The organism is Paenibacillus sp. BIC5C1 (genome assembly GCF_032399705.1).
In the GTDB taxonomy this organism is placed as follows: domain Bacteria; phylum Bacillota; class Bacilli; order Paenibacillales; family Paenibacillaceae; genus Paenibacillus; species Paenibacillus taichungensis_A.
On sequence record NZ_CP135922.1, the window covers coordinates 6,527,260 to 6,553,872 of the forward strand.

General features: G+C 48.8%; 19 protein-coding genes. 1 reads left to right on the top strand and 18 read right to left on the bottom strand.

Annotated features, from left to right (window positions below):
• Positions 1-10: 10 nt before the first annotated feature.
• From RS891_RS29275 to RS891_RS29295, 5 genes are all read right to left on the bottom strand, one after another.
• A complete protein-coding gene (locus RS891_RS29275) occupies positions 11-658 on the bottom strand; it encodes a beta-mannanase (protein WP_113052968.1) in 648 nt (215 codons plus the stop codon).
• Positions 659-678: 20 nt separating this feature from the next.
• On the bottom strand, positions 679-1,962 hold the full coding sequence (locus RS891_RS29280; RefSeq protein WP_315793868.1) for a vWA domain-containing protein: 1,284 nt from the start codon (positions 1,960-1,962) through the stop codon (positions 679-681).
• Positions 1,963-2,110: 148 nt separating this feature from the next.
• Positions 2,111-4,642 (bottom strand): transcription initiation factor TFIID, encoded by a 2,532-nt coding sequence (locus tag RS891_RS29285; protein ID WP_315793869.1) that lies wholly within the window; start codon positions 4,640-4,642, stop codon positions 2,111-2,113.
• A gap of 1 nt (position 4,643) precedes the next feature.
• Entirely contained in the window at positions 4,644-8,033 is a 3,390-nt protein-coding gene (locus RS891_RS29290; RefSeq protein WP_315793870.1) for a tubulin-like doman-containing protein, read from the bottom strand.
• Positions 8,034-8,295: 262 nt separating this feature from the next.
• Positions 8,296-10,089 carry a vWA domain-containing protein gene (locus tag RS891_RS29295; protein ID WP_315793871.1) on the bottom strand — a complete coding sequence of 598 codons (1,794 nt, stop codon included), beginning with the start codon at positions 10,087-10,089 and terminating at the stop codon, positions 8,296-8,298.
• Positions 10,090-10,751: 662 nt separating this feature from the next.
• Between RS891_RS29295 and RS891_RS29300 the strand changes: the two genes are divergently transcribed.
• A complete protein-coding gene (locus tag RS891_RS29300; RefSeq protein WP_146752123.1) occupies positions 10,752-11,684 on the top strand; it encodes a hypothetical protein in 933 nt (310 codons plus the stop codon).
• A 235-nt stretch (positions 11,685-11,919) separates the two neighbouring features.
• On the opposite strand, the gene RS891_RS29305 is transcribed toward RS891_RS29300, so the two are convergent.
• The 13 genes from RS891_RS29305 to RS891_RS29365 all read right to left on the bottom strand — a co-directional run bounded on the left by RS891_RS29305 (position 11,920) and on the right by RS891_RS29365 (position 26,471).
• Complete coding sequence (locus RS891_RS29305) at positions 11,920-13,467, bottom strand: DEAD/DEAH box helicase (RefSeq protein ID WP_315793872.1); 1,548 nt, start codon at positions 13,465-13,467, stop codon at positions 11,920-11,922.
• A gap of 711 nt (positions 13,468-14,178) precedes the next feature.
• The gene (locus RS891_RS29310; RefSeq protein WP_315793873.1) at positions 14,179-15,630 is read right to left on the bottom strand and encodes a SulP family inorganic anion transporter; all 1,452 of its coding nucleotides are present in this window, start codon (positions 15,628-15,630) and stop codon (positions 14,179-14,181) included.
• Positions 15,631-16,180: 550 nt separating this feature from the next.
• A complete protein-coding gene (locus RS891_RS29315) occupies positions 16,181-17,851 on the bottom strand; it encodes an ABC1 kinase family protein (RefSeq protein ID WP_315793874.1) in 1,671 nt (556 codons plus the stop codon).
• Entirely contained in the window at positions 17,852-18,229 is a 378-nt protein-coding gene (locus RS891_RS29320) for a phasin family protein (protein WP_053782782.1), read from the bottom strand.
• Positions 18,230-18,301: 72 nt separating this feature from the next.
• Positions 18,302-18,940 carry a ThuA domain-containing protein gene (locus tag RS891_RS29325; protein ID WP_113052977.1) on the bottom strand — a complete coding sequence of 213 codons (639 nt, stop codon included), beginning with the start codon at positions 18,938-18,940 and terminating at the stop codon, positions 18,302-18,304.
• Between the two features lie 35 nt (positions 18,941-18,975).
• The gene (locus RS891_RS29330; protein ID WP_258530608.1) at positions 18,976-19,698 is read right to left on the bottom strand and encodes an SDR family oxidoreductase; all 723 of its coding nucleotides are present in this window, start codon (positions 19,696-19,698) and stop codon (positions 18,976-18,978) included.
• Positions 19,699-19,972: 274 nt separating this feature from the next.
• Positions 19,973-20,809 (bottom strand): uroporphyrinogen-III synthase, encoded by an 837-nt coding sequence (locus tag RS891_RS29335; protein ID WP_315793875.1) that lies wholly within the window; start codon positions 20,807-20,809, stop codon positions 19,973-19,975.
• A gap of 129 nt (positions 20,810-20,938) precedes the next feature.
• Entirely contained in the window at positions 20,939-22,144 is a 1,206-nt protein-coding gene (locus tag RS891_RS29340; protein ID WP_315793876.1) for a GerAB/ArcD/ProY family transporter, read from the bottom strand.
• A 47-nt stretch (positions 22,145-22,191) separates the two neighbouring features.
• Entirely contained in the window at positions 22,192-22,413 is a 222-nt protein-coding gene (locus tag RS891_RS29345; protein WP_113052980.1) for a hypothetical protein, read from the bottom strand.
• A complete protein-coding gene (locus tag RS891_RS29350; protein ID WP_113052981.1) occupies positions 22,406-23,653 on the bottom strand; it encodes a Ger(x)C family spore germination protein in 1,248 nt (415 codons plus the stop codon). The genes RS891_RS29345 and RS891_RS29350 overlap by 8 nt, the downstream gene beginning before the upstream one ends.
• Positions 23,610-25,070, bottom strand: a complete 1,461-nt coding sequence (locus tag RS891_RS29355; protein WP_397333661.1) for a spore germination protein — start codon at positions 25,068-25,070, stop codon at positions 23,610-23,612. The genes RS891_RS29350 and RS891_RS29355 overlap by 44 nt, the downstream gene beginning before the upstream one ends.
• Before the next feature lie 315 nt (positions 25,071-25,385).
• Entirely contained in the window at positions 25,386-25,721 is a 336-nt protein-coding gene (locus tag RS891_RS29360) for a hypothetical protein (RefSeq protein WP_315793877.1), read from the bottom strand.
• A 48-nt stretch (positions 25,722-25,769) separates the two neighbouring features.
• Entirely contained in the window at positions 25,770-26,471 is a 702-nt protein-coding gene (locus RS891_RS29365) for a pirin family protein (RefSeq protein ID WP_315793878.1), read from the bottom strand.
• Positions 26,472-26,613 lie beyond the last annotated feature (142 nt).

The following is a 26,613-nucleotide window of genomic DNA, read 5'->3' on the forward strand; positions in this document are numbered from 1 at the left end:
GCCCAACCATCTAGTCTGATATAAGCCTATAGGCGGCTCCATACTTTGGTCCGTCCGTGAAGAACAGCCTCACGTAATCGTCCTTTGCGACCTCGACGGGTGGCATCTCATTTCTCCCTGGAGCAAAATCACTCACAAAAGGGTACACCGTGCCATCTTCCTTATTCAACGGAACCCCGCCTTGCTTGCGAACATAACAGAGCGCCTCCTTCGGAACAGGTGCTTCCGTTGTGACGGTCATCAATACACTTTTTCGCTTCTGAAAAAAACCGCTCTTGTATCGGATCGAAAAGCGAATATCCGCCTTGCCTGCACTGGCAACTACCGTGTTGTCTCCATCATGCTGACGCACCAGAACCGGCCCGTCTTCCTGCATTTGACACACATACACCGTGTACCGAATGGCACCAAAACCCGTGATTCGATCCGTATATCCATTGCTCGCCTTATATTCTTCTTTCGTATATAACTTCAGCTTGCCCTGTGCAGTCTGTTCCCCGGTACGATCATCACCCATCATATCGAGCTCCAGCCGTTCAACATATACAGCTTCCACGCTCTCTGGCCAGAGCCAGCGAAGTGTACACTGGCTCTCATCCACTGCAAGTGTCAGTCTGCGAATCAGGGGCGCTGAAGGGTCTGCATCCGTAAAACGCATCTATCGCCTACCTCCAGACGTCAAAATCCTTTGCTGCGCGAATCTCTTGCCCGCTGACCGAATCCTTCCACCGAATTGGTTCCTCCACCAGCATCGCGGCGTCCACGCGTCTTCCGCGGTGTATTCTCCTTGATCGGAATGATCCAGCTGAACAGGGTTAACACACCAGATAATATGAGCATCGCTCCGAATCTTACAAATGTATCACCAACCGATGATCCGTCCAGACCCCATTCGAGCAGAAGTCCTGCCAATAAACCAGATACGGCACCACCAATTCCGAAACTGAGTGCGAGATGACGATTATCAAATACAAGTCCGAGCGACACTCCCAGTGCGACACCAATCAACAGTAAAGCAGCCACTCGGAAAATAGCCAGATACGTACTGTGCTCCATCATGCCTGTACGCTCGGTCACCAGCGTTCGTTCATCAATCGTATCGTAAATTTGCTGGAATGCCAGATTAAGTCCCCCGGAATCTGGCACATCATAGTACATACCGCCTGTCTGCTGTGCGATATGACGCAGCAAGTCGGTTCCGGAAGGGTCTACCAGACTCAAACCTACCGTATTGACGGCAATCTGTTCATTCGCATACTCAGACAAAATGCCGGATGTGTCTGCATCACTGAATCCATCGGATAACAGGATCGCTACCGTTCCGCGTTTCGGGTCCTGTTTGCCCTTAATCTGCTCCATCGCTTCCCACAGCACTGCATCGAAATTAGTTCCGCCCGAGGTCGTAACGATGCCGTCAATTTTGCTGTACACCTCATTTTTGGCAGCTTCGCTGTCCAACGGGGTGAACGGCTGTAGCAGCTCGGGTTGATCATCAAAGGTAATCACTGCCACCTGTTTATCGCTTTCCATTTGGCTAATCAGTGTTTTGGCCGCTTCAAAGCGACCGTTATCCGGATCTGTCTCACTCATGCTGCCCGAGTTATCGATCATCAGCACGATATCCTTGACTTGCTTCACACCGCCCGGATTAATCTGATAGAGCAATTGCAGGGCAAGTCCGACGACAAACAACAGCGCCAGCGTTGCCGGAACCAGCAGTTTCCAGGAAAGTCCCAGATATCGCAGCTTCCAGGAAGCTCCGTTCAGCTTTGGCGAGATCATCTCTGCCAGTAAACAGAATAATCCCACGCTAAGCGCCAACACGCCAAAGTATAATCCCATCAGCAATAGACGGGGCATTTCCCCGAGCCACTGACGCAGCATGATTTCTCCAGCCGCAAAGCCCACAGCTCCGCCAATCAGGCTGAACAGGACCAGGAGAAGATTGATTTTTCGCTGCATGTTTGCATGCATCCTTTCCAAACCAGCCGATGAACGGCTGAATTAATACAAGATGGGTTGATGAAAAATGAACGCTTAATGTACTGGACGGAAACAGATGGATCGATCTGTACCTCCCTTCCGTCCATATAAGATACAGCCTTATGTTTTAACGCATGGGTGACAGCTTCTCGGCCAGATCGGAGGGATGGAGCTCATAACCATTCTCCGTATACGAATCGTAATACACCCGACCATTGCGATACACCATCAGGTCTTCCAGATGGAAGCCCCCCATCAGATTCAGCTTCTCCACACCACTGCTTCGTTCTTCGTACACCACACCCAGCTTATAGATCCGTGACGTTTCTTCTGCATGCGCCGCATAGTCCATGAAGGCACTATGGTGATCACCAAAGAAATATTTTTCTTCATAACGATGCTCCTGCGTATAGTCGAATACCCTTACCCGAACGACAGCCTGTTCTTCCAGTGTACGATACAATCGGCGGAACAAATCATCACGAGTCAGTACATTTTTGTCGCCATAGGTAATTGTAACATTCGCCCGTAATAGCAATTCTTCTTCGAAAGGTACCCGGAGCGGTTCTGCTGTAAGCAGCATAACATGGCATACCTCCATTAGGCGTTGCAGGAGCCGTTCGTTTCCTTCTGTGGCAAGACGGTTCATATCCCCCATATAGCGGTCCTCAAACCAGACATCCCGTCCACGCTTTGCCTCCAAATCTGCAATCAGCGTTTCCGTCACTTTGCCATAGTACTCCATTACGTTCTGACCGATATATTCATCTGCAGCTGCTATGCTCTCTACCGCTGTCTCGCGCAAAACACGTTCCAACGCTGCCAGGGTTTCCGTTACATTCCGGCTGAACGTATGCAGTTGTTCCAGCTCTGTGTCGTAAACACGAAGCAGCTGCAATTCATTCTCCTGGCGCAGCAATTCAACTTTGGGCACATACACACGTTCCAGCAAACAATCGATCAGGTTGCGCACGTTCTGTTTGTCACGGAACAACGCCCGTTTAAACGACTGATCCTCTACCCGCTCCTGCTGACGCTGCTCAAGCAAGGCACGTGCGGATTCAAGCTGCACCGATTTATCACGAATCAGTCCAAGCAAAGCCTCACGCACGCTGCCGAACCCGCTGTCACTCCAGGCAGCCCACTGAAAATAGCCAACCTCAGGATGCTCCTTGCGCGATCGCTCAGCTTTACGACGAAGGGAGTCTTCCGTGCTGCGCTGACGTACTCGTTCCTCGGCAAGACGGACCACGTTATCACGGAAGTACGCCTCTGCCCCCTGCCCGAACAGTGCTCTCTCCGCTTCACGCAGCGAGAGCGGCTTCAGATCGGAGAAGCTGACGTTATGCGTCATAATGCCGCTCATGCCGCTCACCAGATCCTCATCGGGAAGAATTCCTTCCACTTTACGTTCTACCGAAGCCCCGTCCAGTCCCAAAAAGGCGAGCTTGTCCTTGATGCTCCATTCGGGTTCCTGCCGCATCCGTTCAAGCAAATAACGATACAGATGATACAACACCGCGAGTGCAATGGGTTTGTTCGGCCGTCTAATCTCGGCAAAACCTGCACTGGCATACCCATGCTGATCCGAGGTCGTACGAATGTTATTTTTGAACGACGTATTGTTATACGTGTTGGCCCCTGTGCTTGAGACGGAACCAGAGCTGTCGGCATCCTGCTTCCGGTTCTTGAGCAGACAGATTCGGCAGATGATCTCGGCATTTTCCATCCACCCACCGGGTACGCCAGTCCCCCGCTCATTCTTGTCTGACAAAATATATACGAGATCGAATAATGGAGAAGCAGGATGCGTAACCGGAATGGAGATACCGTCCTCTGTAACCAGCAGATTGCCACTGAACGTGTAGTCCAACCCCTGCATGTAATCCAGTTCCCGCAGAAAAGCGAGTCCCGCCGCGCTTGCATAACCAAAGGAATCGACCTGCTCCATCTCGCTGACCAGCACATGCAAATCGGTCTGTACCGACTTGAAGGATTGAGCCAGTATCGTTTCGGTCAGCTTGGTCAGCTCCGGCAACAATACATTCAATGGATCATCCGCCCTGGTCACAACGGTCACGTAGATTCGATCGAACGATGAATACAGGCGTCCGTATTCGGCAATACGATTACTCACCCGCCGCAAGGTACGATTCAGACCAAAGAGTGCCTGATCTGAATCGTGGAAACTGCGATGCACGTCCTTGCGAAGCGTTTTGGAAGGTCGATCCGTCTGTATGGTGGACAAGGGAAGCACGTGACGGGTCACCTGACCATCATCAGAAGTGCTACCATTCCTTGCATCACTCAAGCCGTTAACACCTGCATATCCTGAATGAGCACCATCGATGTAATGGTCATGCTTCGTTTGCACGGCATCATGGTCACGATGACGGGCATCTTCCTGATTTTCCGTTCCAATCTGTACATAGACTACGCCTTCTCCGTTATCCCACTTCAGCCGGTTGATTTCCTGGACAGCAGACACTGCCGGAGCGACCTGGTCACCCACGAACAGGAACAACGCGGGGTAATGGATGCTGCTGCGACCATCACCCAGGCTGCCTTGACTCTCCTGCTCTGTTGCATACTGTGCTGCATACTTCTCCAGATTGCGCTTCAGAGCATTGTTTGAGCTGAACTCCATCCCGGCCGCCATCTTACTTCAGCCTTCTGCGAATGTCATTCAGTTTCGATGACATCGTTCTGTAGAACTGGTAGATGTCTTCCCCGTTTGCCAGTTCCACTCGCTCGTATTCCAGACGATCACGGGATTCCATGAACAATGCAGCCAGATCATCCAGCTTCGTAAGCAGTGGCGTGATATCTTCGGAAGCGGTCAGGTCATTATCACGGCGGGAAGCTTTGCGCAGCAACGTGCTGCGATCCTTCTCTGCCAGTCCACGGAAGTTGCCAAACACTTCATATTCGGCAAAGTTGCGGCTCTTCATCAGATTCGCAAACGGCTCCCATGCGTCTTCTTCCGGATCACGGTCATAGACGTACAGCGCACCCTTCTTCACGATGGTGTCCGTGTATAGTGCTTCGATGAAGCGGTCATACCACTGCTCCTCGTCCTGATGCTGGGCGAGAATGCCTTCCAGCTCGGTGACTTTGGCCGAAATGGCGTTCATCTTCGCCAGTTCTTCTCGTACCCGCGCGATCAGCTGCGGGGAACGCACCAGGTTTTCTTTGGCCATATCTTCATTAATACTTCCGAAAATGTCCTTCACCGACACCCGTGGCAATCCTTCGGTTTGCAGGCGTTTCAATTCCATGACTGCCCGTTTCACTTCACCCAGATTCGGCGTAGTGGACGTTAGGCGCATGTCGTAGGCACCCAGCTTCGCAGACAGGTCAAACGGTTCCGTTGTCACAATTGCATAGCGGTTGCTTGTATTCTCATCAATGGATTTGGCTGTCACAATATGGTATCCAAGCGCCTGCTCAAATTCGGTACGTACACGGGCATTGTACTGCTTCACCCGGGCGTTCTCGTACACATCTCCCCATGACTTTTCTGGAATTGGCGACGGCAGATAGGTCCAGTTATTCTTCTCGGTTTGCACCAGATGGCGTCCGATGCCTTCTTTGTCCAAAATAGTTCGTTCATAACTTTCCTCATATACTTTGAGCGGTGTGTACACAAACAGTGGCACCCCGTTGCGAGTGTTCAGCCAAAAGATCCGGTTGCGCACTTCACTTTCCTTGACGGTAAAATGAGATTTGCCCACCGCATTGTTCTGATAGTTGCGAATCCCTCTCAGAATGCCCGGCGCCTGTGCAGGCACCGATACGAATCCCCAGGATGGGAAATGCAGACTGCCTGTGCTGTTGCTCAGATTGAACACCGGAACTGCCTCATCATCCAGTTTGCCTGCAATGAAGCGTTCCACGAATTTCTCGACCGACTCATCCTGTCCATATTTGATCACCAGGAAGTCCTCCATCGAGCGGGTAATCAGATCGCCGAATTTCTCGGTCAGGAAATCAGAGATGGAGCTGACAATATCGATCTCGTTTTCTTTCACCCACTGGCTCGAGTTCTCCAACAATTCACGCGAGAAGTCGCGGATCAGGTCATCCGTATCGCGTTTGTCCAGCAGTCCATCCACCACACTGACGATATCCGGCACACTTACAACGTTCCAGTAATACGTTTTGTTGCCTTTGTGATCCGACTGTTCTTCACCGCGTGTCAGGATATCCCCGTTTTTGGAGAAGATCGAGCTGAGTGCGTTCAGCGTTTCGGTAAATACGTTATAAATGCGGCTGTTCTCCTGGTTCAGCAATTCATACAGATCTTCGTAGAACTCGATCATCTGATCATTGCGTTCCACATCGGCATGCAGCCAGTATTCATGAATTTTTGCTTCAATATAAGCATTCTTCTTCTTCTCTTTGGAGACGAACGCACTCTTCGCATCGCCCAGTTTCTCTTCGGACTGCTCCTGAGCAGCCTCAATGTCACGCGGAATGCGGAAGGCATTCTCACGCAGGGTTTCAATGTAAGACTGAATCATCTTCAGTACACAGAAGCCTTTTTCCGTGTAGATCAGACGGGAGACATAGAACGGACCCTGTTCAGGATGCAAAAACATACGCCGGATCTGTTCGGTGAACTGACCCGCAATTTCTCCCGGCAGTTGCTTCTTCGCCTTGATATATTCCTCACGGGCACGAGCCAGGAAGTTCTGCTCCAGTTCGGTGTCCATGTTCACGACCTGCGATTTCACTACATTGCCATAGGATAAACGCTCACTGTTCTGGTAACCTGGCAGCGGCTCCGGCACACGGGCTTCGAAGGACTTAACCACACTTTCGAGATCAATGCCGAGCTTGCGGGCAAACTTCTCGGTGTCCTCCTGGTTCGGCGCTTTGGAGAACATGGTGCTCATTTTGTCGAACATGCGGTAAGCCAGATACGTCGTCATTTCTTCAATCGGCAGTACCGCTGATGATGCACCGATAATGTTGTAATCATAGTTGGCCGGATAGGCTTTGTTCATCTGTGCAATATTCGTGCGAATGTTGCTAATATAATCGTGGATGGCAAACTCCTCGCCGGATTGCTTTTCCTCACTCGCCATAAAGTTGGTGATGTTCTCGGCGGTGACGTTCATGCAGTAATCATAAGCATTCTCCAGCAGTTTGCCTTCCGTGTTGGTTGCAGAAATGAGATGACACAGGTTGAACGGCGGCAGCGGTGAATTAACGGTCAGAATATTGCCGTATTTCTGGGAGAAGCGCTCCCCCCGACTGTCCACGTTCATCCAGTAATCCAGTTCCTTGAGCGCAGCGTATCCATTCTTACGGATATATTCACGAGTGTGCTCACTCAAGCTTTTGTTGGACAGGTTCACGTCTGGAGTGAACAGATATCCCAGCGTGTTCACGCGGTCAATCCCGGCAGAGCCGTGATCACGTTCGATAATCCCGCGCACAATATAAGAAATATCGAGGAAGCAACCACTGCCCGTACCGCCGGAAAGACCGGTCAGCAGGAACACCATCAGTTTCTTGTTGGTGCCTACTGATAATGTTTTGATCTTTTTGTCGATCGCCTGCACGACCTGATTAATCTTGGTGAACAACAGCAGACGTCCAGCCTGACGCACCCCTGCGGCGCCATTCATGCCGTCGGTGATGCTCAGCTCCGGAGACAGCCAGTCCGTAATATACGGCTCCAATACGCTGCGGTTCTGAAGCAGTCCACCAATCTCGGCGTTGGACAGCAGTACGAATTCATTAATGGGATCAAGTCCGATGCCTTTATACTTTTTGGCGCGATCCTGTTCGTTCGTTTCAAAAGCAAGAAACTCCACGTTGGACGGTTTGTCCATTTTTTTCTTGGATACCGGGTCCTGTGGCAGCTTGAAACGTCGGTTAATCTGGTATTTAAGACGCAACAGTGCATCAATACCTGTTCCTCCAAGACCGATAATCAGAATCGGATTATCAATCGTATCGACTCTGATTTTCTCACTGACAATACCTCCGCCAAGTGATACATCCAGTTGCTGAATATGTTCTCTAACAATCGGTTTCATTCCATGTCCTCCCTTGGATTAACGCAGTCGGAACTACAACATAATTACACTTGCCACTCCGATGACAGAACAACCTTCCGATCGCTGTTATCCCCTTATTTTTTGATTTATTTTACAAAGGTGAAAATCCGGGGATAGCGTATGCTTCCGTAGCAGCTTTCTTTCAGAAAGCTTTCAGGCGCACGCTACGCTTCTTCAGGTTATTTCTGTCCTCTACGTTCTCGTGTAAACGGTTAGTACCAACTTCTATTGGCAATCATTTTTAGACCAAGTACTCGATCAAAATCGTTTTGTCCGCCTGTTGCAGCGGGATGCTCAGTCGGTCACCGTTCTTCAGTTCAACGCCTGAGCTTGCATCAACGGCACGGCCGGATTTCTCCAGCGTTCCGCCTGCAGTGTTGCGGATTATAATTCGATCCCCATTGCTGGGTGTAAATACATATCTCTCGGTTTCCTTCAATTCAGGGTCCAGCTGTAACAGCTGGTGCAGATGGAATCTACCCCGGAACGATGCCAGCTTTTTATATTGCGGGTACGACTTGTCGCCGGTATTCTCATCACGAATTTCGACAACCATCTGTCCGACAAACCCACGGTTTTTGCGTTTCAGCCAGCCTAACAGGAACCAACCACCCACGGCTACTATGATCAAGGCGATCACGCCCAAAATAACAGGCATCCATGGAAACGGCTTATCCTGCTCGCCCGCAGGAGTCGTTGGCTGAGTCCCGCTACCGGCTGCTCCGCCCGCATTGATCGTAATCGGAGCACTTTCCCGGTAGAAGCTGTCTTCTTCTGCACGGATTACAAGCTCGTAGTTATGTTTGTCCGGCACTTCAAACGTTCCGGCGAACCCGGAGCCCGTGTTTTCGAGCGGTTGCTCCGTGCTTTTACCTGTATCCTGATCGTTTACGACCAATGTCGCCTTCATATCGGCATACAGATCATTATCCTGCAGAGGCTGGCCTCCATTCTCCAGCTTGGCACTCAGATCCACTTTGTCGCCCTTCGTATAGGACTTGGTCTTAATTGGGTCCACGACGAGCTGGAGATCATAGTTGAATAACAGGTTGATATCGATGCTGTCTTTCGGAGCCCCTTTTACCCGAAGTTTCCAGTCGCCTTCCTGAGGTTTGAGCAGCTTCACCAAGGAATAACTCTTCGAAGTCGAAAGCTTGGCTGCGTCAGAGTTCAGATCTACGGCCTTGCCTGAAGGATCGGTTAATTCAATTTGAACTTGTTTTGAAGACATAATCGAGATGTTGGCTTCAAGTACACTGTCGTTCGGTACGTTCACGGTAACTTCCTGATAACTGCCGTTTCCAGTAATGGAGGGCAGCTTCACGACATTCAGTTTGGCATGATCGGCGAAAATCTCACTCAGAATCTGTGGCAGATCATCCGGTGTATCTGTGATAAAGGACTTGCCTCCGGTCTGCTGAGCCAGATCTGCAAGTGCGTCCTTGTTCAGTTTTCCGTCTGCGTTCAGTCCAATCGTATACACGGGAATCCCCTGATCCTGTGCTTCTTTGACGGCTTTTGCCAGATCCGCATCCGATTGAGACTGGGTGCGACCTTTCGTTTTGTTAAAATCGTTGTTGCCGTCAGCCAGCAGCACGATCATTGGTGAGTGAGACCTGTCAGCCCCATGGTTGAGCACATTCACCGCTTCGGCCACCCCAACAGAGATATCGGTATATGGCCCTCGGCCGAGCTGATCAATAAAATCTTTCAGGCTGCTCTTGTCCGCATCGGACTGAATCTCCAGCAATGCCTTCTCCCGCTCCACCTGATCGGTGTAAGCGACAATCCCTACCTTGTCCCCCTGGACCGGCAGCATATCAATAAACATTTTCATGGCTTCATTGCTGATCTTGTCACGGTCACTTGTATTCATTGAATTACTTACATCGGCTACAAGTACCGCATCGATTCCGCTTGTCTGTGCCTGAGCCGCTGCAGCATGTGGCAGCAACGCCTGAGGTAACAGCAGCGTTAGAAATGCCAGCAGAACCAGAGTTCCGCTGAGCCAGCGTATTTTGCTTGTCCGCAGCATTGGGTGTACTCCTTCACGTTTGAGATTAAAATGGGAATAGTTTATTATAGGCGTCAAGCCTTAAGGAAATCTTAACAGTCTACTAATAAATTCTGAAAAGCACCCCTATCTTGAGTTACAGTTTTGTAATGACTGACAAAAATCGACGAATTCACGTCATTAACTGGCATGAAAGTTCCAACTATGGAAATATGATATAGTTATTGCCAGCAAACTGCAATATAACGACGCTTGATCAGATTATCGTTTATAAGATGAATTTAAGAATCACACTCTAACGGAGAGGGCAGAAAGAACCTGAAGAAGCGAAGCGATCGCCTAAAAGCTTTCTGTAAGAAAGCTGCATCGGAAGCATACGCTTATCACCGGATTTCTCCCTTTAGCAAAAGGGAATCAAGGAAATCTGGGGTAACAGCGATCGGAAGGTTATTCTGCCATCGAAGTGACTCGGGTCTGCAAACAATAGTTCATCTTATAATAAAAGCAAAATGATCAAGCCATAGAAAGGAACGGATTATGGTTACATACGGATGCCTCGCCATATTGTTTCTTTTTGTCATTATAAAGGTGATTGCGTTCCTGCTTCATCGGCGCAAACCCGTTTCCCGGGAAGATGCCGATCGAACCCTCTACACTATTCTGAATGGCGAGCGTGATTGAGCATGAGCACTAAACAAGTTGTATCCATCAGACCTTTTATAAGAACAACGCATGCGTTTCAAAAGTTGCGTGTTTGCAAGCGGTGTGGCCAGTACACCTGCCTGTGGGAGGACCACTGTACTGCCTGTGGACGCGGCACTCTTGCCAAAGTGGATGAACGCGCCTCTTCTCGCGTCAAACGGCGAATCGCACGCGACCTATTTATCACGGTAATCCTTGGTGCAGCGGCCACCTATTTTGGTGAAACCATAGACCAAACGATGGCAGCAGCCAGTATCTCCCTCCTGTTTCTGGCTGGATTGATCTTCATGCAAAAGCGGTCCTTCCAAGTCGAACAACAGCGTGAACTCAAACGCATGCTGCGTCAGGATGAGGAAGCGATTCGCCAAGGCATTAACCGGAATTGGGCTCTTGTCGCAGAAGCACGCAAGCAGGATGAAGCGTTAGCCTATGAAATGCTCCGGGAGATCGGTTCGCTCGTCTATAATGACCGGATTCGTCTGCAGCAGGTTGCGCTGCTGCAATCCTTTGTGCTGCGCAGTGATATGGACCTGCAGCTCAAACCTTTGCTGCTGCATAGCTTCGAGCGGCTGCTCGCTGAATATATCGGTGAAATCGCACGGCTGAAGCCCGAACTGGTCCGTGAAGATGCGATTAGGTATATCGCAACGTACGAAGTAAATATTTTGCAGCTGCACAACGGGATTCAGATTCTGACGGCTGTAGCCGCCGCCGCTGTACGCAAAAGTAAATATATTGAGTTGTTCCCAAGTCTTATTACCCGCTACGCGCGCTTTATGCCCAAAGATCGGTTTATGCGGCTCTATCAAACTCTGGAGCTGTATCCTGGTAAGGCACGCGGTGGGCTGGCGGAGTCGGTTGGTCGGGTCTATAACGAGAAATATCGGGATTCGTACGCAGATGTTCGTGTGTAGAGCTGTTGTAAATGGACTCGAAATGTAAATTAGTGCAAACTCAATCCCTGTTATATAGACGAACCAAAATCTGTTTACCCCTGCATACGTACTGGAATTACGCGTGACATTGTATAGTTTTATCATATAAGTTTCCACGAAAAAACACCCCATCCTTAGGTCTAGGATGAGGTGTTTTGATATTTGGAAAATGTATAGCGTTCTTCCAGATTACTCGCCATAGGTTCTATCGTTTTTACCGCCCGCGACGAGAATCGCGGCGGTCGCTCTTGGCCGGCCCACGTCCTGCGGAGTCCGGTCGGCGTGAACCTTCACTGCTGCGCCCGGAGCTGCGCTTGTCGGCGCTACGGCCGCCCCAGCCGCTACTGCGCTCATCGCCGCTGCGACCTGCACCGCGACTGCTGTCGCTGCTGCGCGCGGAACCACGGCCTGAGCTGCGCTCGTCGCCACTGCGGCCGCCACTACGACCACCGCTGCGTCCACCGCTGCGTCCAACTTCACCGCCACGGGAACCACCACGACCGCCACGTCCGCCTTCACTGCGGCCGGTACGTCCTGCGCCGCGACGGGCACTGCCTGTCCCAGCGGAGCGTCCGCCAGAACGTTCTTCATCACCCTGACTGTTGATGGAACGTCTATTGGCTCCAGTTGATGCTACCGGACCTTCACTTGTCCACTGGATACGGGAAAGCTTCTGATTGGTGCCTTCCTCAATACGAGCGAGCTCAGGTCTGTCGTGCTGTGTCGCAAATGTCACGGCAAGGCCCGTGCCGCCAGCACGACCCGTACGGCCGATCCGGTGGATATAGCTTTCCGCATCATGCGGCATATCGTAGTTGAATACATGCGTTACGCCTTCAACATCCAGTCCGCGTGCAGCAACATCCGTAGCAACAAGGATTTGCAATTTCGCGTCGCGGAATGCTTTCATTACATTCTCACGCTTGGATTGGGACAGGTCTCCATGAAGTTCATCGCTCGCATAACCTGCTTCACGCAGATCTTCGTTCAGCTTGGATGCACGGCGCTTGGTCCGGCAAAAAACAATCGCCAGGTAAGGGCGATACGTATCAATCATGCCGCGAAGTGCCTCAAGCTTGCCACGATCCGTGCACTCCAGCACCTGCTGGCGAATCTGATTGATCGGAATCACAGACTTGGAGGATACCTTCACATCCTCCGGATCTTTCATGTAATTCTTCGCCAAGATGCGAATGCCTTTCGGCATCGTTGCCGAGAACAGCATCGTCTGACGTTTGTGTGGCAGTTCACGAAGGATGGTCTCCACATCATCCAGGAAGCCCATGTGCAGCATTTGATCGGCTTCATCCAGCACCAGTTTTTTCACATTATCCAGCTTCAACGTGCCACGACGCAGATGGTCCAGGAGACGCCCCGGCGTACCAATCACGATCTGTGTACCGTTTTGCAATTTGCGGAGCTGCTTGTCCACATCTTGTCCGCCGTATACCGCGAGAACATGCAGCTTATCGTCGTTTGCAGTCAGCTTCTTCGCTTCTTCCGTAATTTGCAGCGCCAACTCCCGCGTAGGAGCAATAATCAGTGCTTGCGGCGAGCGGTCGGATACGTTAATTTTCTGAATAATCGGCAGCAGAAAAGCCAGCGTTTTCCCTGTACCCGTCTGTGCCTCAGCAATAATATCGCGCCCACCCAGCAGTACCGGAATCGAACGCTCCTGTACCGGAGTCGGCACGGCGATACCCTGATGTTTCAGGATCTCGCACCATTCCGGGCGAATGCCCAGTTGTTCAAAGTTTGCCAATCGTTACACCTCTGTATATTCATTTAGATAAGTCCATTTCATAATTGCTTTCACTTGGCTTCAATCAAGACTAGTTTTCCGTATATCAATCATGATTATGAAATGAATTTTTTAAAAAGCAATCGGTCCGTTGCTCTTCTTCTCCATACCCTGTAGTTTACACGTTAGTCAAGCAAAACAAAAGGGGATCGGGCGTTACACCCTCAACTTGTAGCACAAAATCCCAAGATCAGTGTGACTTATAGCGACCAAGTGAGCTTAAGGATAGCTTTGAGAGCAACTATAGGAGCTTCCCTGAGAATGGTGACTACCACTTTATCACTAATTTCAACGAATCCAGTACACCCTATTCCGACAATTAGAACCGTTTGGAATTTCTAACGAACTCGAGCCACCTTATTACCCGGAAATACAAGCAGAACGGCTACAGTATTGGTGAGGTCGGCAAAATAAGATGTCTGAGATTCTTTAGAATAACGAAAACATCAAATAACCGCATATAAGACGTGCCAGGTTCGTTAGAACTTACGCAGAGTGAAAGACACAACCTTCAACACAATAACATCAACCACTAAAACTAGCATTACCACTCCAACGCAGTGCACACCATCCTCTAATAAAAACAGCGGCGCCCTCTTCCGACTTAAATCCGGAAAAATCGCGCTGCTGATAAAAAATAACTTTTTTGTTGTCTACTTCGTTGCAACCAAGTTACGAACTGTGCCCTTGCACCGTGGCAAAACCGCTCTTCTCAAGCAAACGAGAGCTTTCCTCATTCAGTCCGCGAAGATGCACCGTTTTGCCCAGTTTCGCATATTTGAACTTCACTTTACCAATGGCAACAACCGCCGTGTTATCCCAAATATGTGAGCCCCCAAAATCAATCGTGATTTCCTGAGGATCAGCCTCAGCATTGAACTCATCAACGAAGCGGGAAGATGAACCAAAGAAGAACGGTCCGTGAATACGGTACACCTTCTGTCCCTGCTCCTCATTTGCCTGAACACGAATCTTGGTCTGTTTCCAACCAAAATGAAGCACACTAAGCACAACGCCGACCATCACACCGATAGACAGATCGTGGGTATACACCACAATAGCAACCGTGACTACCATAACGAAGGCTTCCGCACGTGGCAAACGCGCAATATTCTTGATGGAACTCCAGTCAAACGTACCAATGCACACCATAAACATCACACCAACGAGTGCACCCATTGGCACCTCTTTCACCACACCACTAAGCAATAACAACAATATGGCCAGAAAAGCACCAGCCGTAAATGTGGATAATCGACCTCGTCCACCAGATTTCACATTAATAACCGACTGTCCAATCATCGCGCAACCACCCATGCCACCGAAAAGGCCATTAACGAAGTTGGCAATCCCCTGACCACGTACTTCACGGTTTTTGCTGCTCTTGGTCTCGGTCATTTCATCCACAATCGTTGCAGTCAGCAAAGATTCCAGCAAACCTACCAGAGCCATCGTGAACGAATAAGGCAAAAGGATCATTAGCGTATTGAGGGACCAGTCGATATTCGGCAGATGGAACATAGGCAGGGTACTCGTGAGATTCCCCATATCACCTACGGTTTTGACGTCCAGATGTAACAAAGCCGTAATGATCGTCATGATTACAATAGCAATCAGTGGAGCCGGAACGCTTTTGAAAAAACGTGGCAAAATATAAATAATCGCCAACGTACCCGCTACCATCGCATACATAATCCAATTAGCACCCGTGAAATGGGTAAGCTGAGCCATAAAGATGAGAATCGCCAGTGCATTCACAAACCCGGTCAGTACGGAATGAGGCACAAATGTAATAAACCGACCCACCTTGAAAATCCCCAGAATAAACTGAATTATACCTGTCAGAATTGTAGCGGCAAACAGATACTCCACGCCATAATCCTTGACGAGTCCCACCATCAGTACCGCCATAGCGCCCGTTGCTGCCGAGATCATGCCCGGTCTTCCGCCCGCAATTGAGATCACGATGGCAATCGTAATTGAAGCGTACAATCCGACCATCGGATCGACACCCGCAATGATCGAGAAGGCAATGGCTTCCGGAATAAGCGCCAGCGCTACCGTTATGCCTGCCAGCACGTCTCCGCGAATGTTACCAAACCATTGTTGTTTTAAAGTATTCATATCGTCCTTTGCCGGTCCTCCTACGTATTTAAACTCAAAATTGTCTTATCTACTGAACGGCAATGGAATGGTTCGTCACTGAGCAACTACAACAGACAACACAAAACAGCCGAATACCCTCCCGCAAAAATGTGTCTGTATAAGTTGAAAACACGTGGGTTGACCATGATCGGAATAAGATATCCGATATCATGTCCGTACATGTCTCGTCCGTTCCAGTGTGCACCTCTTATTTCCACTCCAACATTCAGGTGTCTTGCTTTCGAGACATCATGAACCAATCATGATGTCTCTAGGTTTTCCCCTCTCAGAAAAACCGGGTCCGTTAATGTACTGACCTATTATTATAGTCCCAGTGTCTCTTCTACACGAACAGAGTATGTATCCGCAATTGGTATATTATCTTGTATTATCTCTTATTTATGTAAAATATCTCAGTTATGCTCTGTTTATCTTATATATGCATCACCAAGCCATGACCAAACCCAAAAAAAGTCGTTACTGCTCCCCTGCTAGGAAGCGTTAACGACTCTCTTGATTACGCTTATACTTAAAATCTTCCCGATTTAAATATCGAATAAAGCAGAAAGGCCACCATCAGAATGGCTACCAGAAAACCGATCTCAATGACCGGAATATCCCATAACATGGTGGACTGGTGACTAATCGAAGAACCGATGATCAACCCAACCATAATGATACAAAATGCGAGCAGTACAATACTGAAGGACAGCCGATTACTGATCTGGTCCATTCTGCGCATGAGCGCGTCCAGTTCAGGGACACTGATCTCCAGCCGCAGTTTTCCTTTGCTAATAATGGAAGACAATTGCCTTAACTGCCCAGGCAGACCCATGACACTCTCAGCCATATCAGCCGCGCTGCGGAACACCCGATTCCTGATCCTTCCTGGATTAAAACGTTCCTTGATCAGCTTGCGGCCAAATGGTTCTGCCATATCCACGATACTCAAGGTAGGATCGAGATGTTCGATAACACCTTCCATGGTAAGCAGCGACTTCCCTAGCAGCAGAATATCAGCAGGCATGACGACCCGATGCCGCTGGGCTACACCGAACAGATCGTTCAATGCTTGTCCCACACTAATTTTGGAAAAGGGAATATCATAGTATTTGGTGCGCAGCTTATCCAGATCGCTATGAAGTCCTCGCAGATCCATATCATCCGGCATCATGCCCAGCTTCTCGATCGCCCGAATCATGCTGTCCGTATCTTTGCGCATCAATCCGATGATGAGGGAAGCCAGGTGCTGCTTCATCTCATCGCTCAGACTGCCCACCATGCCAAAATCAATAAAGGCAAGCCTGCCATCCTTCAGAACCATCAGATTACCCGGATGTGGATCGGCATGAAAGAATCCATGAATAAAGATCTGATTCAACAGTGAATCCACCAGCCGCTGCGCAATGTTATTCAGATCATGCCCACGTTTAATCAACTCGTCACGGTCATTCAGCTTGATACCTTCAATGTACTCCATGGTAAGCACACGAGAAGACGTTTGATCCCAGTAGATCACCGGTATTTTTACTTTGCCATCCTGCTGATATTGCTGTGCAATCTTCTCCGTATTACGACCCTCAACGGTATAATCCAGCTCGGCCATCAGTGCCTGAGCATACTCTTCTACCATTTGCGGAATCTGATATTGCTTTACCCAATCCCAGCGTTTCTCCGCCATGGACGTCAATTCTCTTAAAATATCCAGATCGCGCTGAACGATACGCGATATACCGGGCCGCTGAATCTTAATAGCTACGGCCTCACCGCTTCGGAGTTTACCCAGATGCACCTGTCCAATACTAGCCGCAGCCACAGGGGTATCCTCGAACCGGGAAAAGATCTCCTCCAGTGGTGTATCCAATTCCTGTTCCAAAATACCCCGTGCTGTCTCCGAGGAAAACGGCGGGACTTGATCCTGCAGCTTCACCAATTCCCGAATCACAGACTCGGGCAACAGATCCGCCCTTGTGCTTGCCAGTTGCCCCAGCTTAACGAAAGCTGGCCCCAGCTCCTGCAGCACGAGTCGTATGCGTTCACTTAATGTCTTGGTGGTGTGGGCTTCACGCGACATCCACCGCCGGGGTATGGCTAGCAACTGGAACAAACCCAGCTCCTCAACCATATAACCGAAGCCATGACGCACCAGCGCCATGGCAATTTCCCGGTATCTGCCGACATGTTTGATTCGCACAGCCATCTACTCGATCTCGTTTCCTTTGAGAGGAGGAACTTCAAGTGGAGCTGGGGATACATCAGGTTGAAGCTGTGGTGTGTGACCCAGTTCCGCAAGCTTTTTCTCAAGGACGGCAACACGCTGTTCCAAACTGGTTACATCACTCTCGGATGGAACGCCCACTTCCTGAAGAACGCGCTTGACCTGTTCGTGAATCATTCTTTTGAACTGGCCCTGCTCTTCATCGCCCCGTTCCATCAGGCGTTCAACCAACGCTTTGGATTCACCAGGTGCCAGTTCCCCGCGCTTGACCAGATCATCCACGGTTTTCTCAATTTTCTCCTTGCTTACAACAGTAAGACCGAGCCCTAACGAGATTGCCTTTTTGAACAAATCGCTCATTCTTGTCATCCTCCTCTTCGTTGATCTCTATAGTATACCCCTAATCAGCTGCTCACAAAAGAAACGGTCAGGCTATACGTAGCGCGCAGCCCATTTTCCTGCTTGCAGAATTAACTGACGATAGGTTTCATGGGCAAAAGATGGTACATGATGTCCTGGCATCAGGTAAACAATGCGTCCAACACCATATCTATGCGCCCAAGCTGCGGGCTTCGGCCCTTCTTCGGATTGATACTCCAGCAGAACTTTCGTTTCTGCAAATGAACCGAACTCGAACTGATAAGGCTCTTCCTCCATCGTAAATCCCGAAATGCCTTCCGTAACTGGATGGCTCTCTGCCGTTACTGTGAACTCTAGTGGGGCATAAGGTGGATGATGCAGGAATTTGGCACCAATCATCTGCTTCAGCTCATAACGATTTTGGAGCGAAATTCCGTTATGTATAATGAGCAGTCCACCTCCATTACTAACATAGGACAATAAGCCTGCTGTCTGCTGAGGAGAGACTTTTCCCTTCCAATCATCCATGTAGCAGATACACACATCAAAACCGGTTATATTTTCTTGCAGCAGCATGTTGCGATTCTCACTGCACTGCACAGTCATAGTATCGTGAAAAATCCGACTAATTTCCGCATCCACCCCTTGCAGCGGATGCCAGTCCGGATGAGTATAATCACCAAGTAACAACGCTTTTTTACGATGATCCATCAATAAAAACTCCTTTCAAATTACCTATAACAGAATTACCAAGGAAGGGTATCCCCCTTGTAATCTACATACGCGGGCGAATCGCCCATAAACTCCTTATGGCGATCGATGAGTGCTGTGATATGCTGAGCCGATTGATCTGGCGTAAGGTCCGCATCGGTATTTAATTCCCCGCTCATATAACTCTGTACCCAGCCGGGATGTATCAGCATCACTTGCCCACCCTCATTTTTCAGACCATTATGCACAAGGCGGGCCTGCATGTTTAACGCAGATTTGGACATACAATAGGCGAACCATCCATCCCGGCTACACTGCTCAATACTGCCTGCCTCCGAAGATATATCGACGATCAGCTTGTTTGTCCCTTGCAGAAGGAGGGGCAATAAGGCATGAGTCACACGTAATGTCCCCAGGGTATTTACATTGAATACTTCTGCCATCTCCGCCATATTTAACGGTCCGCGGATATGATCGGTAATACTTCCTAGTATAGCCGCATTATTGATAAGCATATCCAAATGCTCTGTATCCAGCTTAAGTGTCTCCGTGAACAAAGCTACGGACAGATCATCCGCAATGTCCAGTTCGATGATGCGTAAATGTTTTGGATAGGCATCCGTCAGAGTGCGAATTCCTTCGGACTCTTCCATGTCCAACCCTGCCGCATAAACGATATAACCTCTCTTCAGCATTTGTGCCGTCAGAGCCAACCCCAGTCCCCGGGCTGCCCCGGTTACACATACGGTTTTCATCATGCTGTCCCTCCCTCACAAGCTTAATCTGTCTTTAATTCATTCCACATTATTATCCAAAAACCTTTAATTATGAATGGGTACAACTAACTTCACGACCAAAGTCTCAGGTGAATTTCCTTGAATCAGAGTCGTTCAGTTTATAGAGAGTGAACCGATCATAGAGACAAAAACAAAAAAAGTTCTGACCCGTATAGCGGATCAGAACCGGGAACAACGTGACATCTTAAATGCGTTTTATTCAACGCATCCATATGAGTCCAGACTGGATCACATGTTACTGTAAAAGATGAGCCTTGCCCTCAGATCGGGCAGCGTAATAACGCCCCAGTTCAACGATTAGTGCTCCCATCTTCTCATCCTCTGGGACCACGAGCGCCTCAATACCTTCTTCTCGCATCGCGTTTGCCGTTACCCTGCCCACCGAAGCAGGCACCACGCCTTGGCGGAAGGCTTCCTGCATGGATTCGAGCTTGCCCTTAGACGCCGCGTATTCAACCAAAAATCGTACTTGCGGCCCACTTGTAAACGCGACAGCATCAACCTCATGCAGCAAAATATCATTCAACAACTGTTCCAGTTCACCCTCTTCGGGTGGGACGTGACGATAAGGGAGCACCTGACGTACTTGCGCCCCTTGTTCCTCCAGCCAACCGACCAACTTGGGTGCGGTTTCCCCATGCAGTTGCAACATGACCTTCTGTCCTTTAAGTTCATGAGGCGCAAATTCACGAATCAGCCCGTCTGTGCTGCCATCATCATCCCGCACTAGCGGGGTCAGTTTACGTTTTCGGAGTGCATTCACTGTTTTGTATCCTCTTGCTGCAATCAAGGATTCCGATAATACGTCCAGCAATTGATCAGCAATCTCCATATCCTCAGCCATTTCAAAAATAGCGTCCAATCCCATACCCGTGGTTAATACCGTCCAGTCTGGCGGGTCGGATATCCAGGATACCAGACCATCCCGAATATTACGATCGTCCAGAAAAACAGTTCCCTGTGCAGGTCGGACTATTGGAATCCCTCCCATTTTCTCAACCAGCAAGGACATCTCTTTGGATTTTCGTGGTCCTGTCAATGCTACGCGTATACCTGCCAAATGTTGAGCCATCCATGTTCCCCCCGTTAATTCAGCCGAATGTCATCAGTCTGACTACAGTATACAGGGTACTGCTATGGAGGGAAACAGAGTTCCCCCTCTTTTCAGTGGTTCATCTATAACGATTTTTGATGGGATATATCAGGAAGGCTGTAGTTCTCCACCCTGATGTCCTTCACGTTTGTCCCCGTCGGAATTCTCTCTGCCCTGTGATACTTTCCCTTGTTTGTCCTCTTTTGGTTTCTGCTTTTGTTTCTGGTTATCTGTTGTCCGTCGATCATTCGCACTTTTTTTGCGAGGACGAAGGAACACGAAGAGTATGATGGGAAATAGTATCTCGAACACAATCCCAACCCATGTCCATTCTCGTGTAAAGCGGAAGAGCTGAACAGCGTTTTTGAAAAACCAGAAGGCGCAGACAAATCCGATCAAAGCAACTGGCCCTGTCATGACTTTACCCGAGACGTTCGGAATCATTCGTTTCAGTCCCCAACAGACAAAATACAGATCAAATGCGATCTTTGTAATCAACGTAGGTAGCGTTACCGCTGCTAGTGCAAGGTCAAACCGATCAAGAAAATCACTAATTTGCAGTTGCCTTGCAAGCTCATAGGAGGGATATACCAGTCTGGATGCAATGGGTACACCCACAGCCAAGATGGTTTCGATGACAATCAGCATCATTAACAGGGCCGCAATCGTAATCCCCCACATAACCGACTTGAATCGAAAATCACTGCCTTTAATTACAAAAGGGATGGCAATCATCTCACCAAAAAAGGAAAATATGTACCAACTCCCCTTGCCAACTCCAGCAACATTGATGTCAAAATACGGCATGAGATTATCCATGTTTATTTGCTGAATGAGCATAAACGGCAAAATCAATGAATTCAGCACAAACAGAGTAACATACAGCTCGGACATCCCTATTAAGGACCCCAAACCACCCCTCACGATAAAAACAACCATGACCAACAGGGTCAATACAATTATGGAAATCGGAGTCGTCTCCAGCAAGGTAATGCTTACATAGTCACCGATTAACCGGATATCACGGGCGAAGATAAAGAGAAAAAACAGGGTATACAACACACCTGTCACACGTCCCAAAAAAGGGAAACGCTCCACTAAAGATTCAAACAAATCCCGATCGGGGAACCGTCGCTGAACACGGCTTAACATCCATAGTGATACCACCATGACAAGAAACACAGGGATATAAGATAAATAGGCGTGCTGTTCAGCATAAAAAATGGCTTGTGCATGGGGTTGCATCAACGTGCCTGTAATACTAAGAAGCATGATGAGCAGCACCAACTGACGACTGGTCACTTTCTGATTCATGGAATACCTCCTTTCTGTCTTTATGCTTCAAAATTCGTTGAAAAGCCTTACGGTAACGGTAGCCAACGTTGAATTAACTGGGTAAGCCATGCCGACACAAAGACGGTTTTGCTCAAGTTAGTCACATAGAACCAAATTCCGGCACTGATGGCGATCAGTCCGTAGGATAACCACCGATTAATGACCGCTGCCTGCTTCACATGTTTGAAATCCATGATGATTACAGCAATAACCATACCCAAATAAGTGAACAACAGCGGCTTAATCATGGACAATATCCTCCTCTTGTAATCCAATCGGTTTATTGATAACCCCTACATTTTCAATGATGATGTGTGGTTCAACAATCACCTTTACATCCGGATAGATATCATCCCACCGATCCCTTATTTTTTTCCATTCCCGAGGAAGCTGCTGATGAATGGAACGACCCAGGCCCAAAATATCCGCAGGATATTGTTTTTGAATCAGCCTAATCCCTTCCTTAATATCATCTTCAATTTTCTGGTGAAGGACCTGAGTAAGGCTCTGCATCTCCTGGTCTCGCAAATCACCATAATTGGATTCGTTATCTACCATGACTCCCTTCGCATACAACTCGATCGTCACCGTGACTTTCCCGTTTTCAACATGAGGATGCAAGGATGAGTTATTTTCGTTTAATTTGATGAACACATCACCTTTTCCACGCGGAGCTTTTACCATCACTTCCGGCTCATTGGCTTCGCCCATGGCTAAAATAAGCGCATCGGCGGGAGCCTTCTCTATCATGCCTACCAGTTTGTCCTTCTTGAAAATAGCGATCCCATCTAATTTAATGTTCGTCTTAACGTCCTTCCAGTTACTCGGCACATTGTCAGCAGTCGAAGCAACTGGTAGAAATGGATCTACTCCTTCGGAAAGAATTGCATCCGTAAATGTCTTGAGTGAACGCGGTCTGCGCATATTCAGGAAACACAGCTCACGTACCATTTCAGAAGGGAACTTTTCAATTGGCGCATCGGTATCCAGCACTTTGTAGGCAGATCCTTTGGTGACAATTGGTAGAGCAGAGAGTCGGTTAAGCGGATAACGCGTAAGTAAGTCCAGCATGGGAGCAACGCCTTCACGTGCAAGCTCTTCTCCGATCAGCATGGTACGTCGATGTGCATAATAAAGCTCACGGGAAAGTGCCTTTTGGCCTTCAATCGAAGTCCCTCGCAAGGTTTTAGCTGTATTGGATAACATGAACCACGATTTGTCGCCACTTGTGCCCCCACCACCACCTTCACTTCCAGAGGAACCGGACTGGCCGGGAAGGGCAATTTGCAGACTGGTTCTGTAGTTATCCTCTTCTTTGTCGATGGAGAGACCAATGACAAAAGCGATATCATTAATTTCCTTCCGATCCCAGCAACCTGATATGAAAATAGTACATAGGAGCAGTATGGCTACCGCCCGCCGTTTACGGATGAGAACCATGTGCTCACCACCCTTCTTCTGCTTCAGGGGAACCGTTGATCTTCTCATTCATCCGCTGCTGGTCACGATGAACAGTTGAAGGACGATGGATCATCTTCCACCATGGTGTACGAATAACAATATCCTTGGTATCAGTTTTGCTATAGGGGCTGAGACCTGATAGATAAGGTACTCCAAAAGAGGTCATTTGTGTTAGATGTACCGAGATCAGCACCAGTCCGATTACAATGCCATACAAGCCCAGTGCACCAGCAAGCAGCATGATCGGAAAACGCAGTAAACGTACCGTAATGGCAAAGTTAAAACGAGGAATCGTGAAAGACGCAATGCCTGTCATGGATACGATAATAACCATGGGAGCGGACACGATCCCCGCCTGAACGGCTGCCTGTCCAATCACAAGTGCCCCCAAAATACTGACGGCCTGACCTACCGTTTTGGGTAACCTGACCCCCGCTTCCCGCAGAGCCTCGAATGACAGTTCCATAATGAGGGCCTCTACCAGTGCAGGGAATGGAATGGCCTCCCTTGCCCCGGCAATACTCAGAATCAGCGTGGTTGGCAACATATCCTGATGGAAGGTTGTAATGGCGATATAGAGTGCAGGCAGAAATAGAGCGATAGCTACAAACAAAAACCGAATCCATCTTACCAGATTACTGATAAAGAACCGTTCGTAATAATCCTCACTGGCCTGAAGCATTTGCCACATGGTCACTGGAGCAATAAGGGCAAACGGGCTTCCATCCACAAAGATGGCAAATCGGCCTTCCAGCAGATTACCTGCCACCGTATCCGGACGTTCGGTATAATGCATCTGCGGAAAAGGGGAATATGGATGATCTTCAATAAGTTCTTCTATATATCCCGTTTCGAGAATGCCATCGATTTTAATTTTATTGAGACGCTTTTTGACATCTTTAATCAGCTTGGGGTCGGCAATATCGTCGATGTAGGTCAGCACCACATTGGTTTTGGTCTCGGTCCCAATGGTCATGCTTAACATCTTAAGTGCAGGTGTTTTCAGCTTGAAACGAAGCAGAGCTGTGTTCACCCGTAATGTCTCGGTGAAGCCTTCGCGTGGCCCACGGATAACCGACTCGGTCTGGGGTTCCTCAACACCACGTCGCACACCGCCCTTGACGTTAAATAGCCAAGCCTCTTTGCTGCCGTTGATCAACAGCAGTGCGGAAGATTCCAGCACACCCTCCGCTGCGTCTGCCCAGGTATCCACTCTCTTCACCTGCGTCAGGGCGATACGTGTATCATCCAGAGGAGCCGCAGGTTCATCCGTACGTTGCTCGATCAGACCACGAATGAGTGGCCGAAGCATATGATCCTGAATGTCCGTCGAATTCACGATGCCTTCGATGTATACAAGCAGTCCTTCCACTTCAGATGAAATCTTGACATTGCGGAAGACCACATCCGAGCAATCTGAGAAAATGTCTTCCAGTGCCAACATATGGCTTTCATGTGAAAGGCTTATCGGTTGCCTCAAAATAGGGGGAGACGGCAACCCCAAAGGGATGTGTTTCTTTTTTTCTGAATCCCCGGAACCATCTTTCCCTGATGTTTTGTCCGCCATATGCCGCCCTCCGTTCCTGTTTTTTTATACAAGGTAGCTTGTGCCAGAGCGCGCAGAATTATGTGATCTTTTTATAAAAATCCAGATACCTTCTTCAACTAGGGCAGCAAAAAAAGGCCTCTGTATGGATAACAGAGACCTCTGGGCTGCATAGGTCAAGCTTAAATTTTTATTAAAAGTGATCTGCTTCGATTAGTCGGCAAAATAGTCTTCAGGAACATAGCGGATCTCCGATTCCGCATATATCGTCAATGTATGGCGTTCTCTATCATACTGAACCCGGTCTCCCTGAACGTAATACCAGTGCTTCACCAAGGGCTGATCTTTACGCTGTACAAAGCGAAACACATTCAGCTCCTGTCTAAGCTCCATAATGCTATCCACCGCCTGTTGCTCCAGACCCGTAACGGTAAAAACAAATCCATTGCCTTCTTTTTGATAGCGATAGGACATCGAATCTGTTTTGCTGTTCACCAGCCCTCGCCCAGTCACTGCATGTTTAACCATGAACCATTCCTGCTGCGTCATAAAAGTACATCCTCCTTTAATCTTGGAGTTTCAATCCATTTCGGTAATCTAGGGCAGATCGATTAACATATAAAAAGCGTCCTGGCTTGCATCCAGCTTCATGGATGTCGTCTGTTCCACACGTGCCGTATCCCCTTCATTTAGCTGATACTCTCCGTTCAAGCCAATCTTGCCTTCTATAGCAAAAATGTACATACGGCGATCTTCCGCCTGTTCATATGTTAAAGTCTGACCTGCATCCAATCGGCCAAGATAGATGGTCATATCCTGATGAATGGACGCAATACGTCCCCCACCTTCAGGGGAAACCACGGGTACGAGTGCTCCCGCGAGTGCGTCCGGATCAAAAGAAGTCGTCTCATAAGACGGCTCAAGCCCTCTCGTATGTGGCATAAACCAGAGCTGAAGTATACGTACTTCTTCGGAATCCGAGGCATTGTGTTCGGTATGAATCATGCCACTGCCTGCTGACATGCGCTGAATTCCACCAAATGATGTAACTGCCACATTGCCCAGGTTATCTTCATGACGCAACTTCCCGTTCAATACGATGGACACAATCTCCATATCACTATGCGGGTGTGCCCCGAAACCACGACCAGGGGCAATTACATCGTCGTTAGCTACCCGCATGGGTCCAAACGCAGTATTCTCCGGGTCCTGATATTCACCAAAAGAAAAGCTGTGATTGCCGCGCAGCCAGCCCCGATCGAAGCTGGAGCGGGAATCGGATGGAATGACGTTAATCATAAAGCGCACCCTCCTATATGTTCTCTTATTTTTTCTTAGTAGCATACTTATTCTCATTGTACCAAATCGATGGGCTTTTCGTCCAAAACAAAAAGCCTTTTCCCGGTTCGAACGGTCCACACGTAAAAATTGTGCGTAAGCC

What these genes read in the sequence shown, in the direction of transcription:
- RS891_RS29330 (WP_258530608.1), bottom strand. Translation starts at nt 19,698, where the DNA reads ATGATGAAAACCGTATGTGTAACCGGGGCAGCCCGGGGACTGGGGTTG.
- RS891_RS29360 (WP_315793877.1), bottom strand. Translation starts at nt 25,721, where the DNA reads ATGACGCAGCAGGAATGGTTCATGGTTAAACATGCAGTGACTGGGCGA.
- RS891_RS29290 (WP_315793870.1), bottom strand. Translation starts at nt 8,033, where the DNA reads ATGAAACCGATTGTTAGAGAACATATTCAGCAACTGGATGTATCACTT.
- RS891_RS29280 (WP_315793868.1), bottom strand. Translation starts at nt 1,962, where the DNA reads ATGCAGCGAAAAATCAATCTTCTCCTGGTCCTGTTCAGCCTGATTGGC.
- RS891_RS29340 (WP_315793876.1), bottom strand. Translation starts at nt 22,144, where the DNA reads ATGAATCAGAAAGTGACCAGTCGTCAGTTGGTGCTGCTCATCATGCTT.
- RS891_RS29315 (WP_315793874.1), bottom strand. Translation starts at nt 17,851, where the DNA reads ATGGCTGTGCGAATCAAACATGTCGGCAGATACCGGGAAATTGCCATG.
- RS891_RS29355 (WP_397333661.1), bottom strand. Translation starts at nt 25,070, where the DNA reads ATGTTGGCACTGGAAGACATTTTCTCAGATTGCTCGGATGTGGTCTTC.
- RS891_RS29285 (WP_315793869.1), bottom strand. Translation starts at nt 4,642, where the DNA reads ATGGCGGCCGGGATGGAGTTCAGCTCAAACAATGCTCTGAAGCGCAAT.
- RS891_RS29300 (WP_146752123.1), top strand. Translation starts at nt 10,752, where the DNA reads ATGAGCACTAAACAAGTTGTATCCATCAGACCTTTTATAAGAACAACG.
- RS891_RS29320 (WP_053782782.1), bottom strand. Translation starts at nt 18,229, where the DNA reads ATGAGCGATTTGTTCAAAAAGGCAATCTCGTTAGGGCTCGGTCTTACT.
- RS891_RS29350 (WP_113052981.1), bottom strand. Translation starts at nt 23,653, where the DNA reads ATGAGAAGATCAACGGTTCCCCTGAAGCAGAAGAAGGGTGGTGAGCAC.
- RS891_RS29325 (WP_113052977.1), bottom strand. Translation starts at nt 18,940, where the DNA reads ATGGATCATCGTAAAAAAGCGTTGTTACTTGGTGATTATACTCATCCG.
- RS891_RS29295 (WP_315793871.1), bottom strand. Translation starts at nt 10,089, where the DNA reads ATGCTGCGGACAAGCAAAATACGCTGGCTCAGCGGAACTCTGGTTCTG.
- RS891_RS29275 (WP_113052968.1), bottom strand. Translation starts at nt 658, where the DNA reads ATGCGTTTTACGGATGCAGACCCTTCAGCGCCCCTGATTCGCAGACTG.
- RS891_RS29345 (WP_113052980.1), bottom strand. Translation starts at nt 22,413, where the DNA reads ATGATTAAGCCGCTGTTGTTCACTTATTTGGGTATGGTTATTGCTGTA.
- RS891_RS29310 (WP_315793873.1), bottom strand. Translation starts at nt 15,630, where the DNA reads ATGAATACTTTAAAACAACAATGGTTTGGTAACATTCGCGGAGACGTG.
- RS891_RS29335 (WP_315793875.1), bottom strand. Translation starts at nt 20,809, where the DNA reads ATGGCTCAACATTTGGCAGGTATACGCGTAGCATTGACAGGACCACGA.
- RS891_RS29365 (WP_315793878.1), bottom strand. Translation starts at nt 26,471, where the DNA reads ATGATTAACGTCATTCCATCCGATTCCCGCTCCAGCTTCGATCGGGGC.